This is a genomic window from Rhizobium deserti (genome assembly GCF_004358025.1).
GTDB classification, from domain to species: Bacteria; Pseudomonadota; Alphaproteobacteria; order Rhizobiales; family Rhizobiaceae; genus Neorhizobium; species Neorhizobium deserti.
In genome coordinates this window covers 928,230-943,660 of sequence record NZ_SMTL01000001.1, presented here as the reverse complement: position 1 = coordinate 943,660, position 15,431 = coordinate 928,230, and the positions used below count along the sequence as shown (strand labels likewise).

Sequence of the window (15,431 nt, the reverse complement as noted above, 5' to 3'; positions counted from 1 at the left end):
GAGGGGAAACCGGATGGACTTGGCCGGTCAAAAGGTCTAAGCCATGCCGATGATCAAAAGAGCTTTACAACTCGTCGAAAATGACGTGATCGACTCTGCCCTGAGGACGGTCGCTTTTGGAAAACAGGGACTTGATGCCCTGGAACGATCCCTGCAAAACGGCCTTGGGGATGTCTTCCGCAAGGTCACCACGATGATCGGCGAGATCGACGGCCGGGTTATCGTGACAGGAATCGGCAAGAGCGGCCATATCGGGCGAAAGATTGCCGCCAGTCTCGCCTCGACGGGCACGCCTGCCTTTTTCGTTCATCCGGTGGAAGCCAATCACGGCGATCTCGGCATGATTGCGCCGGGTGATGTGGTGCTGGCATTGTCATGGGGCGGGGAAACTGCTGAGCTCCAGGGCATCGTTGCCTTTACACGCCGCTTTTCCATTCCGTTGATCGCGATCACCTCCGGCGAGGCGTCGACGCTTGCGCGTGCGGCCGATCTGGTTCTCCTTCTGCCGCGCGAGCAGGAAGCCTGCCCGCATGGCCTGGCGCCGACCACCTCGACGCTGATGCAGCTTGCGCTCGGCGATGCGCTGGCGGTGGCTCTGCTCGAGGCACGAGGCTTTTCAGCGACAGACTTTCGCGTTTACCATCCAGGCGGCAAGCTGGGCGCCATGCTCAGCCATGTCAGCGACCTCATGCATACCGGTGAGCGCCTGCCGCTGGTGAAGCTCGGCACGTCCATGCCCGATGCCATCGACGAGCTTTCACGCAAACGGTTCGGCTGCGTCGGCATCGTCGACGAAGACGGACGCCTATGCGGCGTGGTGACCGACGGTGACATTGCCCGTCACCTCGATGTCAATCTCAAGGAAGCCGTCGTCGACGACTGGATGACGGAAAATCCGAAAACCGTCGGCAAGGACACGCTGGCTACGGCAGCCATGGCTCTGCTCAACAAGTACAGCATTGGCGCGCTGATTGTCGTCAATGAAGAAAATCGCCCGATCGGCATCGTACATTTCCACGACCTGCTGCGGGTCGGAGTCGCCTGAGGCATCTATAAAGACTATGCCTAAGCAAGATCAGCTTGGCTGATCGGGGACAGGTAATGGCCTTCTTCAGGCTGCTTCCACGGTCAGGCTGCGGCCGCACGCTTCAGTCACCATCACGCGCGTGCCGGCGGGAAGGTCCGGCCCCATGACAGGCCACCAGGTATCGTCGAGACGGATGCGGCCGCGCCCTTCGCTGATCGGCTCGGCAAGAATTGATGTGCGGCCGACGAGGCTTTCGCCGCGGCGGTTCAGCAGCGGCTCGTCACTCGGCTGGTGACGACCGGCATAGATGCGGCGTCCCGCAAGTGCGAAGGCGACGGAGAGGGCGGCAAAGATCAAAAGCTGCAGCTGCCAGCTCCAGAAGGCCGCTTCCCAGAACACAAGCGACAGCACGCCGAGTATGATGGCCGCCAAGCCGATCCAGATCAGGAAGACGCCCGGTGCGGCAAGCTCGGCTGCAAGCAGCACAAGACCCAGTATCCACCAGCTCCAGGGGCCAAGACCGTTTATCATCTCGTGCAGCATGGCCTTTAAGTCTCGGACGATGAAGAGTTCGGCGCGGGATTGGTCGTAAACGCCGGCATGGTACGCGGAACCGTCTGCTGCCGGGGCGCCGCCGGCGGGCGAGGCGGGGTGGCGGGCGCGGAACCATCACCGAAAACTTCCTTGGCAATCGCACCGATGCCGCCGAGCGAACCGATGATGGACGATGCTTCCAGCGGCATCAGGACGATCTTGGAATTCGGCGCCTTGCCGATTGCGACCAGTGCCTCGGTATATTTTTGCGCCACAAAGTAGTTGATGGCCTGCACATCACCCGCCGCAATGGCCTGCGAAACGGCCTGAGTGGCCTTCGCTTCCGCGTCAGCGAGACGCTCACGGGCTTCGGCCTCGCGGAAGGCCGCTTCCCGCTTGCCTTCGGCTTCCAGCACCGCTGCCTGCTTGGAGCCTTCGGCCCGCAGGATCTGAGCGTTTCGTGAGCCTTCCGCCTCCAGAACCTGGGCTCGCTTCTCGCGCTCGGCCTTCATCTGACGGCCCATTGCCGCTACAAGATCCGCCGGCGGCTGGATGTCCTTGATCTCGACACGGGTGACCTTGATGCCCCAGGGGCCGACCGCTTCATCCACGACCCGCAGCAGCCGTTCGTTGATCACTTCGCGGTTGGACAGCAGTTCGTCCAGATCCATCGAACCCATCACCGACCGGATATTGGTCATGGTCAGGTTCTGGATGGCGTTTTCCAGATTGGAAATCTGGTAGGCGGCCTGGGCCGGATTGAGCACCTGATAAAAGGCAACCGCGTCGGCGGAAACGCTGGCATTGTCCTTGGTGATCACTTCCTGGGTCGGGATGCTGAGGACCTGCTCCATGACATTCATGCGAACGCCGATGCGTTCGATGAAGGGAGTCAACAGGTTGAGGCCGGGGTCGAGCGTGCGGGTGTAGCGGCCGAACCGTTCCACCGTGTAGCGATAGCCCTGCGGCACCGTCTTGATTGCTGCAAACAGAACCAGAATGGCGAGCAGTACCACGCCGATGACAACGATATCGAATCCACCCAGCACCATCTAAATCCTCCGCCCAATCCGATCTGTCTCGGTGCGGCGATCCTATTCAAGCGAAGCTGTCTTCACAAGCATTCCGGGTCGTTCTAGACGAAGAGGCTCATTACCGGTCGCAGCCTACCCGGTCAAAACAAGGATCACGCCCATGAAAACCATCGTTGTCTGCTCCGGCGGTCTCGATTCCGTCTCTCTCGCGCATCGCGTGGCGGATGAAGGCGGACTTATCGGCCTCATCTCCTTCGACTACGGCCAGCGCCACCGCAAGGAACTGGACTATGCCAGGACCTGTGCCAAGCGCCTCGGCGTCTTCCACGATGTCATCGACATGCGAGCGGTCGGCAGCAAGCTGACCGGGTCGGCACTCACCGATGACGTTGCCGTGCCGGATGGGCATTATGCGGAGGAGACCATGCGCGTCACCGTGGTTCCCAATCGCAATGCCATCATGCTTTCGGTCGCCTTCGGCGTCGCCCCCGCCCGGCAGGCGGATGCGGTGGCAATTGCCGTGCATGGTGGCGATCACTTCATCTACCCAGACTGCCGCCCGGATTTCATTGCGGCTTTCCAGGCAATGCAGGACAGGGCGCTCGACGGCTATGCATCCGTGCGGCTGCTGGCGCCCTACGTCAACGGCTCCAAGGCCGAGATCGTCACGGACGGGGCTTTGCATGGCACGCCGTTTGCCGAGACCTGGTCCTGCTACAAGGGCGGAGATCTGCATTGCGGCCGGTGCGGCACCTGCGTCGAACGCCGGGAAGCGTTTCACCTTGCCGGCGTGGACGACCCGACGGCCTATGAAGATCCGGAGTTCTGGAAGGCGGCGACGGAAGGTTTCAAGGCCGAGGAGGTGCGGTAACACATTGCGCTTTAGGCCTCTTCGCCTCATCTTGAGGCGAGCCAGGGGGAGAGTGTTTCATGCGCCATGACGTCTTGATTGCAGGTGCCGGCCCCACAGGGCTGGTGCTGGCCCTCTGGCTCACGAAGATGGGCCTGTCGGTGCGCAAGGCATCCAACTGCCGCTGACATCGCCCACCGCAATCTAGCGGATGGTCGCGTAGATGGTATCGGCGAGGAGATCGATGCGCTTCCGCTCCGTTTCGTCGACTGAGGATCTGGTCGACGCGACGCGGAGGGTAACCTTTCCTTTGCCTTCCTTGTGGCCGACATAAAGCGAGAAATATTTGACGCCAGCGGCCGGATCGTCGGTTGGGAATGCTACTTCCACGCCCCCGAACTTCTGGGTCCGACCGCAGATGCTGCCCACGACGAGGTTTGGATTGGTGGCGCTGCAGGTGTTTTCTTCATAGCCTTCATCCAGCCGATATTGCAGGTTGCCGGTGCACATCAACATCACCTCCGTATCCCTTCCGCTCCAAGAAGCAGAAACCAGCTTCCCATCGGCGTCATAGGAAATCGTTTCGGGACTGTCGGCATCAAGCTTTAAAGGAGCGGGGATCTCAACCGTGAATGGGCAGGCCGCCTCGGCGAACCGTTGCGGCACCTTGGCAGTGCTATCCGCCTCTGAGCAGCTACTCAAAGCAAATGCACACCATAATGCCCAGGGAGTTTTGGCGCTCGCTCCTTGCACGTTTTTCCTTTCGTCAAACCCAGCCCTGCAGTTCCCGGCGCACCACCGTTTCCAGCACGTTCATGCCGCCCTCGCTGTCGTTGAGGCAGGGAATATGCACGAACTTCTCGCCGCCGTTATGGTGGAAGATCTCGCCAGCTTCGCCGGCGATTTCCTCCAGGGTCTCAAGACAATCGGACACGAAACCGGGGTTCATCACCGCGATGCGCTTGATGCCGTCCTGCGCCAGCTTTTCGACCGTCTTGTCCGTATAGGGCTGCAGCCATTCCTCCGGTCCGAAGCGGGACTGGAAGGTGACCATGAAATTCTTGCCGGTCAGGCCAAGCGCCTCGCCAAGCAGCCGGCCGGTCTTCTGGCAATGGCAGTAATAGGGATCTCCGGCCCGGAAATAGGATTGCGGAATTCCATGGAAGGAGGCCAGCAGCATTTCCGGTTCCCAGTCGAGCGTAGCGAGCTTGCTGCGGACCGAATTTGCCAGGGCATCGATATAGGCAGCATCGTCATGATAGGGCGGCACGGTGCGGATCGCGGGCTGCCAGCGCAGCTTCATCAGGTGCTCAAATGCCTTGTCGTTGACGGTCGCCGTCGTCGATGCCGCATATTGCGGATAAAGCGGGAAGAGCAGGATCTTCTCGCAACCCTGTTCCTTCAGCGCGTCGATGCGCTCTGCAATCGACGGCTTGCCATAGCGCATCGCCCAATCGACCACGACATTCGGCAGGTCCTTCAGGCGCTCTCCCATCAGTTGTCCCTGGCTGCGGGTAAAGGTGCGCAGATAGCTTTCGTTGAGGTCCTTGTTCCAGATCTCCTCGTAAGCCTTGCCGACCTTCTGCGGCCGCTTGTTCAGGACGATGCCGTAGAGGATCGGGTACCAGTAGAGCCGCGACCATTCGATCACCCGCTTGTCCGACAGGAATTCGGCCAGGTAGCGCCGCATCGACCAGTAATCCGTCCCGTCCGGCGTACCGAGGTTGACGAGCAGCACGCCGACCTTGCCGAAGCGGATCTTCGGATGGCCGGATGGCATGGCGGAAATCATATTCATGGCGAACACTCTCAATGGTGGTATGCCAAGGCCCGCGTGGCCGCGCGCGCATGGCAGCTTATTTAGAGTGTTTCTAGAAAGAAAAACCGGTCCGGGGAAGCCCGGACCGGTAATATCTGGCAGGACAAATTGTCCGAGGCAGCGCTTACTTCGCCGGCAGGTCCAATTCCGCGCCGACCTGGATGACGTCCGGGTCCCGCAGAGGGTTGGCCTTGGCGATCTTCGTCCACTGCTCGCCATCGCCATAGGTGCTCTCGGCGATCTTCCACAGCGAGTCGCCCTTGACGACCGTATACTTGCTGGGACCTGCCGCCGGTGGCGTCGTCTGACCTTCGGCCTCAACGGGAGCGGGTGCTGTCGTCGTTGCCGGTCCCTGTGCTGTGGGAGCCGGAGGAGCAGGCATGGCTGCGGGAGCCGGTGTTGCCGGAGCGGGAGCGGGTGTTGCCGGCGCAGCCGGAGCCTGAGCCGTGGTGGATGGGGCAGGGGCTGCAGGAGCCGCTGCAGCCGGCGCGGGTGGTGCAGCCGGAGCCGGCTTGGCCGGCGGTACATAGCCTGCCGGTGTCAGATCGGTGATGCGGCCGTCCGTATAGGGCTTATAGGGATTGTGGGCGGTCAGATAGTCGGCGACCGCCTGTTCGAGATTGGGACCGAAGTCGTAGGCGTTCTGGGCATTGGTCGCAAAGATCTTGTATCCGTCGCCGCCGCCGCGCACGTAATTATTGGTGACGATCCCATAGGTCTTGGTTGGATCGAGCGCTACGAAGGCATCGCCTTCCTTGACCTGAACGTCGCTGATGCGGCTGCCGACCGGTTTCGACTTGTCGAAGGAATATTTCATGCCGGCAACCTGCGGGAAGCGTCCGCCGCCGTCGTCGATCTGGCTGACGCCGTTTTCAAGCGCCGTGACGAGATCGGCGCCCTTGAGCTGGAACGTGGCGAGGGTGTTCTGGAAAGGCAGAACGGTCAGGACCTCGCCCATGGTAATCTCGCCGGCATCGATCGGCGCACGCAGGCCGCCGCCATTCTGGATCGAGATGGTGATGCCCTGGCCCTTGACGCGGTCGAGCTGCGCATCGGCCAGCAGGTTGCCCATGGAGCATTCCTTGGCCCGGCAAATCTTGCGATCGCCGTCGATCAGCGCGTCCGTCGAACCGACGACCTTCTTCTTCAGCTCTTCGATCGGCGCCTTCAGCTCGTTGATGCGGGCAACCAGGGCCGGGTCGGGCTGGAATTTGGAATCGACGAGGATCGGCTCTCCGTCCGCCTGCTTTACGACGCCCGCATCATCGAACACGACTTTCAGATCGCCGAGATAGCGGGAATACTGGAAGGCCTGGACCACCGGCACCTTGTAGCCGGCCGGATTGTCTACCCAAGTCGGATACGGACCTTCCGCACCCTTGACCACGTTGGACAAAAGCGTGTGGCTATGGCCACCGACGACCACGTCCACATCGGCGATCTTGGCGATCGCCGAAAGGTCGCGGGGGTAGCCGACATGCGTCAGCGCGATGATCTTGTTGACGCCCTGCGCCTTCAGCGCCTGGACGGCCTCGGTGATCTTGGCAACATCGTCCGTGATGGTGATATTAGGCCCCGGATTAGCGATTTCGGGCGTATCATTGGTGACTGCACCGACAATGCCCACCTTCTGCCCGGCGACATCGAGGACGATCGACGGCTTGATGCGGTCGCCGATCTTTGCCGCCGCGGCGGGTGTCACATTGGCGGTCACGACCGGGAATTGGACCTTGTCCAGGAAGGTCGCCAGCACGTCGTCGCTGTCGTCGAATTCGTGATTGCCGACGGTCATCGCGTCGAATTTCATGGCGTTCAGCACTTCGGCTTCCGTCGCGCCCTTATAGGTCGTGTAGAAGAGGGAGCCCTGGAAATTGTCGCCGCCGTTCAGCAGAAGCACGTTCTTGTTCTGAGATTTCAGGCCATCGCGGGTCTGGTTGATGGCGGTGAGCAGTCGGGCGGCGCCGCCGAAGCATTCGTTCTTGCCTTCCTCTTCGGGAGAGCAGGTCGAGTCAGTCTTGTTGATGGACTCGATACGCGAGTGGAAGTCGTTGATGTGCAGGATATTCAGCTCGAAGTCTGCAAATGCAACGCCGCTTGAAAGAGCCATGGCCGACGCTGCCAGCAAGCCCAGTCTCAAGGTCTTCATCATCTGTCTCTCTCCTGTTATTCCGGTCGGCTTGCCGCCGCCTCGCTTCGATTGTTCTAGCGTCCCACCGTGACAATCTTTGTGCAGCGCATGCTTTCATCAAGCAAAGCCGGTTTCAAGGGAAATATGACAGGCAGTCTGCACACCGCTTGCGTTAGCTTCAACGCAAAAACCCCGCCGAAGCGGGGTCTCGAAACTGCCGGGAAGAGTGACTTCAGCTGCGGCGGGTAAGCGAGAATTGCGCTCCGGTATCCTGCGTGCAGTTCAGCTGGCTTGGCGATGCGAGCGAACAATTAACACGCGACTGCGTCTTGCGCACCAGCGAGGTCATGTTGATTTCGACCAGTGTCGGGGACAGGCTGACATAAGTGCCGCTGGCAAGCAGGGCATTGCTGTCGCTGGCGCGTGTGTTGAAGGTGCCGCCCTGGAACGACGAGACGATGCCGTTCGGATCGACCCAATTGCCTTCAACACCCTGGGGCTGAGAAGGCATTGAGGAAACCTGGCGTGGCGGCGGCGAAGAAACGCAAGCCGTAAGGCTTGCAGCGGCGATGAGCGCGAAGCCCAGTTTCAATTTCATGATCAATCTCCCGCAATTCGATCGTCCGGCCATCCGAAACATGGCGCCTCGGGCCTTATAAGGCAAGCGAACTGCATTTAACACGCCGCCGGCCTCGTTTCCTTGAGAAGACGCCCGCTTGACGGCGGGCGCTCAGAGTTCCTAGATTTCTGGAGCCTAGCGGACCAGGATGTTCCTGAACTGCCACGGATCGCTCTCGTCGATATCCTCCGGGAAAAGGCCCGGGCGCCCTTCGAGCGGCGTCCAGTCTGTGTAATGGCCTTCGACAGGGCCAAGATAGGGTAGCTGCACTTCCAAGCAGCGCTTGTAATCGATCTCGTCGGCTTCCACGATGCCGGCCGTCGGGTTTTCCAGCGCATAAACCATGCCGGCCAAGACGGCGGATGTCACCTGCAGGCCGGTAGCGTTCTGGTAAGGTGCAATGCGGCGGGTTTCTTCGAGCGACAGGCGCGAACCGAACCAGTAGGCGTTCTTTTCGTGGCCATACAGAAGCACGCCGAGTTCATCGACGCCGTCGACCAGTTCATTCTCGTCGAGCACGTGGTGGACAGGCTGCGGGTTGCCGCCATTGCCGAACATTTCGTGCAAGGAAAGCACGGCGTCATTGGCGGGATGATAGGCATAATGGCAGGTCGGACGGAAGCTGACTTCGCCGTCCTTGTCGCGCACAGTGAAATAATCGGCGATCGAAATCGACTCGTTGTGGGTGACGAGGAAGCCGTATTGCGGGCCGGGCGTCGGGCACCAGGTGCGCACACGGGTATTAGCACCTGGCTGCTCCAGATAAATGGCGGCCTGTGAACCTTTCTTGTGCGTCTTGGCGTTTTTCGGCATCCATTCCTCATGGGTGCCCCAGCCGAGTTCGGCCGGCTGCATGCCTTCGGAAATGAAGCCTTCCACCGACCAGGTGTTCCAGAAGACGTTGAGCGGCTTCGGGTTCTTGGTGCGCTGGGTATCGCGCTCAGCAATGTGGACGCCCTTGACGCCCAGCTTCTTCATCAGCTTGGCCCAGCCTTCGCGGTCGTGCTGATCAGGTTGTTCGAACTTCATGCCGGTGTCGTTGGCGAGGTTCACCAGCGCCTGCTTAACGAACCAGGAGACCATGCCCGGATTGGCGCCGCAGGTGGAAACGGCCGTTGCGCCGCCCGGGTTCTTAGCCTTTTCCTTGCGCACGGTTTCGCGCAGCGCATAATTGGTGCGCTCGGAATTCTTCATGTTCTTGTCAAAGTAGAAGCCGAGCCAGGGCTCCACAACGGTATCGATATAGAGGACGTCGAGCTTGCGGCAGAGCTTCATCAGATCGAGCGAGCCGGTGTCGACCGAAAGGTTGACGCAGAAGCCCTGACCTTCGCCTTCGGTCAGGAGGGGCTTCAGGAGTTCCTTGTAGTTCTCCTTGGTGACGTATTCCTTGATGTGCCGGACGCCATGCTTCTTGAGGATCTCCATGTCGGAGGGCTCTTCACGCGGGTCGATGACCACCATCCGGCTCTTGTCGAACTTGAAATGGCGTTCGATGAGCGGCAACGTGCCGCGACCGATCGAGCCGAAGCCGATCATCACGATCGGGCCGGTGATCTCGCCATGAACCGGATAATTTGTTTCTGCCATCTATCTCTCCTTGGATCGGCTTTTGAAGCCGCTACCCGCTTCTTCGGCGGTGATCGAAATTTGCTGCGCAAGCGCAATTCGCGCCGCTCTAGATCATAAAACTTCGTCACAATAAAGAGCCTGCCAAGGGCGGTTGCCACTCAAGCGCCGGATTTTGTCGGGCTAACGGCTCCGATTCCATGGCGCAAATGGCCGATCAGCTCGCTGCGCTTGGCGAGCAGACTTTTGTAGACAGCTTGGTCTACACTTAACGCCTCGAGCTGATCGGCCAGGGAAGCGGCAAGCTCTTTGGCATTCGGCTGCGCCAGAATCGTTTTCACCGGGTCAAGATAGATACGGATTGTGAAAAGGATGTCGCCGGAAACGGGCATCTTGCGCAGCGTCTGGCGCTCAATGCGCAGGTAGGTATCTTCCGGCGGCGCGGCTTTTATCTCGGAAGCTGGCTGAGCGGCAGGACGGTAAAGCTCATAGCCCCAGTTGACCGACCAGTTCCAACGCACCACGAAACGGGCTGGCGACAGGTTGTCGAACATGCGGTTGATGAGGTCCGCATTGCGGCTTCCGGCATGGAAGTCAGGCACCGGCGCATGTACCTCGTCCATAACCTTGCCGAATTTTTCGGTGAGCGAACAGGACGAAGGAAAGGCTAGAAAAGCGGCCGCGATACGCCATCCGTTGTCGCCCTTGCGCATGATGACGAGGTCGTCCTGGACCAGAAGCCCGGCACGCAGGAGTGGCGCAAGCGTCTGATCGCGGAGGTCGACGGTGTGGCCCGCCATCGTCATCAGCTCGCCGTGGCGGCGGTAGTGTCTTGGATGATTGGCGGCAAGGTAGGCAGCCATCTCGTCGAGGATTTCCTGCTGGGCCGTTTGCATGCCCGGCTCTGCCAGGAATATCTTTGCCCCGTGTTCCGCAAGGAGTCTCTTCTTTTCCGCCAGATGATAGGCCAAGTCGTCGTCCGGCTCGATCCACCGGCTTGGATCGAGCTGCTGCAGGCCGATCGTGAACGGCTGGCTGGAGCCATCGTAAGGGGTGTAGGCAAGGTTTTTCATAGTCGTTCGGGTATCGGTTCGGTTGGCAGAAGCAGCATAGCAGCATTGCCCGCGGACGCGGAACCTTCACCTGTAGCGGCTGTCCTTTTCTGGTCTGGTCGACCCGATTTGAATGAAGCTGAGGATATCGCGCCGGTCATCGCCTTCCTGGCAAGCGCCGACGCCCGCTTCGTCACCGGCGTCAATCTTCGGGTCGATGGCGGCATTTCCGCTTCCAACGGACAGCCGCCGCAGTAGGGCGGCACCTATTTCGGGCGCCGCAGATGGTCGATCAGGGCGCGAAGTTTTGGTGCCATGTTGCGGCGGTTCGGATAGTAAAGGTAGAAGCCGGGAAAACGCGGGCAGAACTCTTCCAGAACCGGCACCAATTCACCGCGTTCGATAAAGGGCCGGAAGCTTTCCTCCATGCCGAAGGTGATGCCCGCGCCGGCAACGGCGAGCCGGATCATCAAGGTCATGTCCGTGGTGGTGATCGTGTCCGCAACGGCGACTGCGAAGTCCTTGCGCCCATCCGGCCCATCCTCTGCAAACTCCCACCGGTAAGGCGCGACATGCGGTCCCGACCGCCAGCCGATGCAGCGACGGGCGGCCAGCTCGCGTGGATGGGACGGTGAACCGAAGCGTGCAAGATAATCTGGCGAGGCGACCGCCAATTGCCGCTGCTCGCCGGAAACGGGGACGGCGATCATGTCCTGCGCAATTACTTCGCCGAGTCTGACGCCCGCATCATATCCTTCGGCGACAATGTCGAATTCCTCGTCCGTCACGGTGATATGAAACTTCACCTCCGGATAGGCTTCGGCAAAGGCTGCCAGCAGGGTGCCTGACAAGAAGCTTTCGGCAATCGACGAGACAGCGAGCCGCAACTGCCCGCTTGGATGGCCGCTCAGGCTGCCGGTCCGTTCCAGTGCCGCCTGCATTTCTCCAAGCGCCGGTGCGACTTCGCCATAAAGCCGCTCGCCGGCCTCGGTCAGGCTGACACTTCGCGTCGTTCGCTGCACCAGCGCGATGCTGAGATTTTCCTCCAGCCGCCGAATGGTCTGGCTGACAGCCGACCGGGTCACGCCCATGCGATCGGCTGCGGCGCGAAAACTGCGCTCCTCCGCCACGAGAAGAAAAGTCGCAAGAGAATTAAGGTCGGGAACCATTGGTTAGCAATGCTTTCCAGTATGTGAACCAATCATCGGCTTATCACAACAATGGCGGTGTTCTATCTCTGTGGCAACTGCTTCGGCGGTGTCACGATCCAAAAAGGAGAAGTCATGACCATGGATAAAGTCGTCCTCATCACCGGTGCATCAAGCGGTATCGGTGCCGGCATAGCCCGGGAGCTCTCTGCGGCTGGCGCCAAGGTGGCGCTGGGCGCTCGGCGGACCGACCGGCTCGACGAACTGGCGGAAGAGTTGCGGGCGCAGGGCGGCAAGGTGCTGACCCGCAGGCTCGATGTCACCGATCGGGCGGATGTTGCAGCCTTTGCCGATACTGCCCGCCAAGAATACGGACGAGTGGACGTTATGATCAACAATGCCGGGCTTATGCCCTTGTCGCCGATGGCATCGCTCAAGGTCGATGAATGGGACCGCATGGTCGACGTCAATATTAAGGGCGTGCTCTACGGCATTGCGGCCGTTCTGCCGGAAATGACAGCGCGGGGCTCCGGCCATATCATCAATATCGCGTCCATAGGAGCGCTTCAGGTGGTGCCGACGGCCGCCGTCTATTGCGCCACGAAATATGCCGTCAGGGCGATCTCGGACGGGCTGCGGCAGGAGCGGGACGACCTTCGCGTCACCTGCATCCATCCCGGCGTCGTCGAAAGCGAACTCGCGAATACCATCACCGATCCGGTCGCTGCGGAAGGCATGAAGGCCTACCGCGCCATCGCCTTGCAGCCGAGTGCCATCGCCAGAGCTGTTCGTTTCGCGATCGAGCAGCCGGAGGATGTCGACGTCAACGAGATCGTCGTGCGCCCTACAAGATCCGCAAACTGACTGCTTCCAACAAGGAGGAGCTTATCATGTTACAGCAGATACGATCCCAGATTGCCGCCACAGGCGCCGTCATAGCGCTCGGCTTCGTGCCGGATGCCGGCCTTGCCCAGACCACCGAGGAAAGGCGGGAGCGCGGTGCAGCCGTGATCCACGATTTGAACAATGGCATGAGCCAGCCGAATCTGGAGGGGATGCGGCAGGAATTTCCCTTCCTTGCCGAAGCTACAGAGGCTTATGCGCTGGGCGATGTGTGGTCGCGGCCTGGGCTCGACAGGCGCACCCGCCAACTGGCCGCGGTTGCCGCCTTCGCTGCCATCGGCGAGCGAACCTACATGAAAGTCCATGCCGGCTATGCGCTCAACATCGGCGTGACGGAAGAGGAGCTCAAGGAAGTCATCTATATGGTGACGGTACCCGCTGGCTTCCCGAAGGCCATAGCCGCATCCCAGGTGCTGGCGGAATTGTTCGCAGAGCGACGTCGCCCGGCCGGTCGCCAACCCTCGGAGCAACGGCCATGAGGGACCCTCTCAGATTAATCGTCGTCATCATTATCATCGCCACCACGTGGCTAGGTACCTTGACGCATTTCGCCAGAGCGGAGGACAAGATGGACAGCCAGACCCAGATCGATAACCAGACCCACCCCTATATCGGCATGTGGGTAACCGCCGACGGACGGATCCGTCACGAGCTCTTGCCGAACGGCCGCTATGACGAAGCACGCGGCACGCGGAAAAGCGCCTACCAGGGCCGCTATGTCGTGACCGGCAATCATATTGACTACTGGGACGACACCGGCTTCACCGCCGACGGCGACTTCATCGACGGCGTGCTGCATCACGCCGGGATGATATTGTACCGGGAAAATTGACTTACGACGCCGGGCTTGATGCCCGCTGTTCGAGCTGTCGTTAAGCGTTCTGATCCAGCGCCTCCAACTCGTTGATCAAGCCTTCAATCATGGACAGGCCCTTAGACCAGAAGGAGGGGTCGGTGGCATCGAGGCTGAAGGGCTTCAGCAGCTCCGAGTGGTGCTTGGTGCCGCCGGCCTTGAGCAGTTCGAAATACTTCTCCTGAAAGCCTGGCGCGGCATTTTGGTAGACCGCATAGAGCGAGTTCACCAGGCAATCGCCGAAGGCATAGGCGTAGACGTAGAAGGGCGAGTGGATGAAATGGGGGATATAGGCCCACCAGGTCTCGTAGCCTTCTGAAATCTTGATTGCCGGACCAAGGCTCTCGCCCTGTACGGACAGCCAGAGTTCGCCGATTTGCTCGGCCGTCAGCTCGCCCTGCTTGCGCGCTTCGTGAAGCTTGCGTTCGAACTGGTAGAAGGCGATCTGGCGCACGACCGTGTTGATCATGTCCTCGACCTTCTGGGCCAGCATGGCCTTGCGCTCGCGCCGGTCCGTGGTCTTCTCCAGAAGCGAGCGGAAGGTCAGCATTTCACCAAACACCGAAGCCGTTTCGGCGAGCGTCAGCGGCGTCTGGCACATCAGCGCGCCCTGGCCGCCGGCCAGCACCTGATGCACGCCGTGCCCGAGTTCGTGGGCAAGCGTCATCACGTCGCGCGGCTTGCCCATATAGTTGACGAGCACGTAAGGATGCGCCGACGGCACGGTTGGATGGGCAAAGGCGCCGGGCGCCTTTCCGGGTCGCGCAGGGGCGTCGATCCATTCCTCGTCAAAGAAACGGCCGGCGATCTCGGCCATTTCGGGGGCGAAGCCGCGATAAGCGGAGAGGACCGTGTCTCTCGCCTCCGACCACGGGATCAGCGCGTTCGGTGTTTCCGGCAGTGGCGCATTGCGATCCCAATAGTTGAGCTGCTCCATGCCGAGCCACTTCGCTTTCATCGCGTAATAACGGTGCGACAGACGCGGATAAGCCTCCTGAACAGCGGCCGCCAATGCATCCACCACTTCCCGCTCGACGCGGTTGGCGAGGTGGCGTGAATCGGCAATGTCGTGGAAGCCGCGCCAGCGATCGGAGATTTCCTTGTCCTTGGCGAGCGTATTGGTGATCAGCGTGAAGACACGCATGTTGTCGCCAAAGGTCTTGGAAAGCGCCGCTGCCGCCTTGGCGCGAGTTTCCGGCGCCGGCTCCTGCAGCATGTTAAGGGTGATCTCAAGCGGAAGCTTCTCGCCGTCCACCTCGAAACGCAGCTCGGCCATGGTCTCGTCGAACAGACGGTTGAAGGCAGCAGCCGAGGTCATCGACTTCTCGAGGAAGAGCTGTTCCAGCTTGTCGTCGAGCTGGAAGGGCTTGTCCTTTCTGAGGTCAACGATCCAGGGTCGATAATGTCCGGCGGCCGGATCGCGCACCATGCAGGCGTCCATCGCTGCGTCATCGATGCGGTTGAGTTCCAGTGCGAAGAAGAGCAGATGCGAGGAAAGGTCGGTGAGCTTGGCCTGGACGTCTCCATAGAACTTGCCGTTTGCGGGGCTCGATGTGTCGGCGAAGTAGGTGAGGCCAGCAAACGAGCCGATCTTGCCCAGAAGATCGTCTAGTGCCTCATATTGCTTCAGCGCCGTGCCGATGCCGTCTGCGCCGGTCTTCGTGGCTGCCTCGGCCAGCTTGCCCTTCCACTTTTGTTCGAAAGCGAGCGAGAGCTGCGCTGCCTTTTCGAGGTCGGCAGTGAATTCAGGAGCGTCCTTAGACGGGTAAAGGTCGGTGAGTTTCCAGACCGGAAGACTGCCCAGTGCCGGTTCGGCGGCTGCTCCGGCCGTTCCCATCGACAATAGCCGCGGAGACAAGGAATCCGATCGTTTCATTCTCTTTTCCTCTCAAAATCCA

At 60.5% G+C, this 15,431-nt stretch carries 16 protein-coding genes and 1 pseudogene; 7 read left to right on the top strand and 10 right to left on the bottom strand.

What is annotated here, in order from left to right:
- Positions 1-49 precede the first annotated feature (49 nt).
- Positions 50-1,045, top strand: a complete 996-nt coding sequence (locus tag E2F50_RS04580; RefSeq protein ID WP_133315240.1) for a KpsF/GutQ family sugar-phosphate isomerase — start codon at positions 50-52, stop codon at positions 1,043-1,045.
- A 66-nt stretch (positions 1,046-1,111) separates the two neighbouring features.
- On the opposite strand, the gene E2F50_RS04575 is transcribed toward E2F50_RS04580, so the two are convergent.
- Both E2F50_RS04575 and E2F50_RS04570 read right to left on the bottom strand, forming a co-directional pair.
- On the bottom strand, positions 1,112-1,570 hold the full coding sequence (locus tag E2F50_RS04575) for an NfeD family protein (RefSeq protein WP_133314843.1): 459 nt from the start codon (positions 1,568-1,570) through the stop codon (positions 1,112-1,114).
- 5 nt (positions 1,571-1,575) lie between these two features.
- Positions 1,576-2,613 carry an SPFH domain-containing protein gene (locus E2F50_RS04570; RefSeq protein WP_133314842.1) on the bottom strand — a complete coding sequence of 346 codons (1,038 nt, stop codon included), beginning with the start codon at positions 2,611-2,613 and terminating at the stop codon, positions 1,576-1,578.
- Between the two features lie 142 nt (positions 2,614-2,755).
- On the opposite strand from E2F50_RS04570, the gene queC reads away from it, so the two are divergent.
- Entirely contained in the window at positions 2,756-3,466 is a 711-nt protein-coding gene (gene queC, locus E2F50_RS04565; protein ID WP_133314841.1) for a 7-cyano-7-deazaguanine synthase QueC, read from the top strand.
- 59 nt (positions 3,467-3,525) lie between these two features.
- On the top strand, positions 3,526-3,633 hold the full coding sequence (locus tag E2F50_RS04560) for an FAD-dependent monooxygenase (protein ID WP_133314840.1): 108 nt from the start codon (positions 3,526-3,528) through the stop codon (positions 3,631-3,633).
- Positions 3,634-3,649: 16 nt separating this feature from the next.
- Here the strand turns inward: E2F50_RS04560 and E2F50_RS04555 are convergent, their stop codons facing one another.
- The 6 genes from E2F50_RS04555 to E2F50_RS04530 form a co-directional block, all read right to left on the bottom strand.
- Positions 3,650-4,111, bottom strand: coding sequence for a hypothetical protein (locus tag E2F50_RS04555; protein WP_133314839.1), 462 nt, complete (start codon positions 4,109-4,111; stop codon positions 3,650-3,652).
- A gap of 100 nt (positions 4,112-4,211) precedes the next feature.
- The gene (gene hemH, locus E2F50_RS04550; RefSeq protein WP_133314838.1) at positions 4,212-5,243 is read right to left on the bottom strand and encodes a ferrochelatase; all 1,032 of its coding nucleotides are present in this window, start codon (positions 5,241-5,243) and stop codon (positions 4,212-4,214) included.
- A 145-nt stretch (positions 5,244-5,388) separates the two neighbouring features.
- A complete protein-coding gene (locus tag E2F50_RS04545; protein WP_133314837.1) occupies positions 5,389-7,413 on the bottom strand; it encodes a 5'-nucleotidase C-terminal domain-containing protein in 2,025 nt (674 codons plus the stop codon).
- A 211-nt stretch (positions 7,414-7,624) separates the two neighbouring features.
- On the bottom strand, positions 7,625-7,990 hold the full coding sequence (omp10, locus tag E2F50_RS04540) for an outer membrane lipoprotein Omp10 (protein ID WP_133314836.1): 366 nt from the start codon (positions 7,988-7,990) through the stop codon (positions 7,625-7,627).
- Positions 7,991-8,146: 156 nt separating this feature from the next.
- On the bottom strand, positions 8,147-9,598 hold the full coding sequence (locus E2F50_RS04535) for a homospermidine synthase (RefSeq protein ID WP_133314835.1): 1,452 nt from the start codon (positions 9,596-9,598) through the stop codon (positions 8,147-8,149).
- Positions 9,599-9,738: 140 nt separating this feature from the next.
- Positions 9,739-10,650, bottom strand: coding sequence for a heme-dependent oxidative N-demethylase family protein (locus E2F50_RS04530; RefSeq protein WP_133314834.1), 912 nt, complete (start codon positions 10,648-10,650; stop codon positions 9,739-9,741).
- Between the two features lie 123 nt (positions 10,651-10,773).
- On the opposite strand from E2F50_RS04530, the pseudogene E2F50_RS04525 reads away from it, so the two are divergent.
- A pseudogene (locus E2F50_RS04525) lies at positions 10,774-10,887 on the top strand (SDR family oxidoreductase); the annotation flags it as partial.
- Positions 10,888-10,895: 8 nt separating this feature from the next.
- On the opposite strand, the gene E2F50_RS04520 reads toward E2F50_RS04525, so the two are convergent.
- On the bottom strand, positions 10,896-11,798 hold the full coding sequence (locus E2F50_RS04520) for a LysR family transcriptional regulator (protein ID WP_133314833.1): 903 nt from the start codon (positions 11,796-11,798) through the stop codon (positions 10,896-10,898).
- A gap of 114 nt (positions 11,799-11,912) precedes the next feature.
- Between E2F50_RS04520 and E2F50_RS04515 the strand changes: the two genes are divergently transcribed.
- The 3 genes from E2F50_RS04515 (at position 11,913) to E2F50_RS04505 (ending at position 13,512) form a co-directional block, all read left to right on the top strand.
- On the top strand, positions 11,913-12,641 hold the full coding sequence (locus tag E2F50_RS04515) for an SDR family oxidoreductase (protein WP_133314832.1): 729 nt from the start codon (positions 11,913-11,915) through the stop codon (positions 12,639-12,641).
- A gap of 26 nt (positions 12,642-12,667) precedes the next feature.
- Complete coding sequence (locus tag E2F50_RS04510; protein ID WP_133314831.1) at positions 12,668-13,159, top strand: carboxymuconolactone decarboxylase family protein; 492 nt, start codon at positions 12,668-12,670, stop codon at positions 13,157-13,159.
- An 89-nt stretch (positions 13,160-13,248) separates the two neighbouring features.
- Positions 13,249-13,512, top strand: a complete 264-nt coding sequence (locus E2F50_RS04505) for an Atu4866 domain-containing protein (RefSeq protein ID WP_202615420.1) — start codon at positions 13,249-13,251, stop codon at positions 13,510-13,512.
- 40 nt (positions 13,513-13,552) lie between these two features.
- On the opposite strand, the gene E2F50_RS04500 is transcribed toward E2F50_RS04505, so the two are convergent.
- The gene (locus E2F50_RS04500; protein WP_133315239.1) at positions 13,553-15,370 is read right to left on the bottom strand and encodes a M3 family oligoendopeptidase; all 1,818 of its coding nucleotides are present in this window, start codon (positions 15,368-15,370) and stop codon (positions 13,553-13,555) included.
- Positions 15,371-15,431 lie beyond the last annotated feature (61 nt).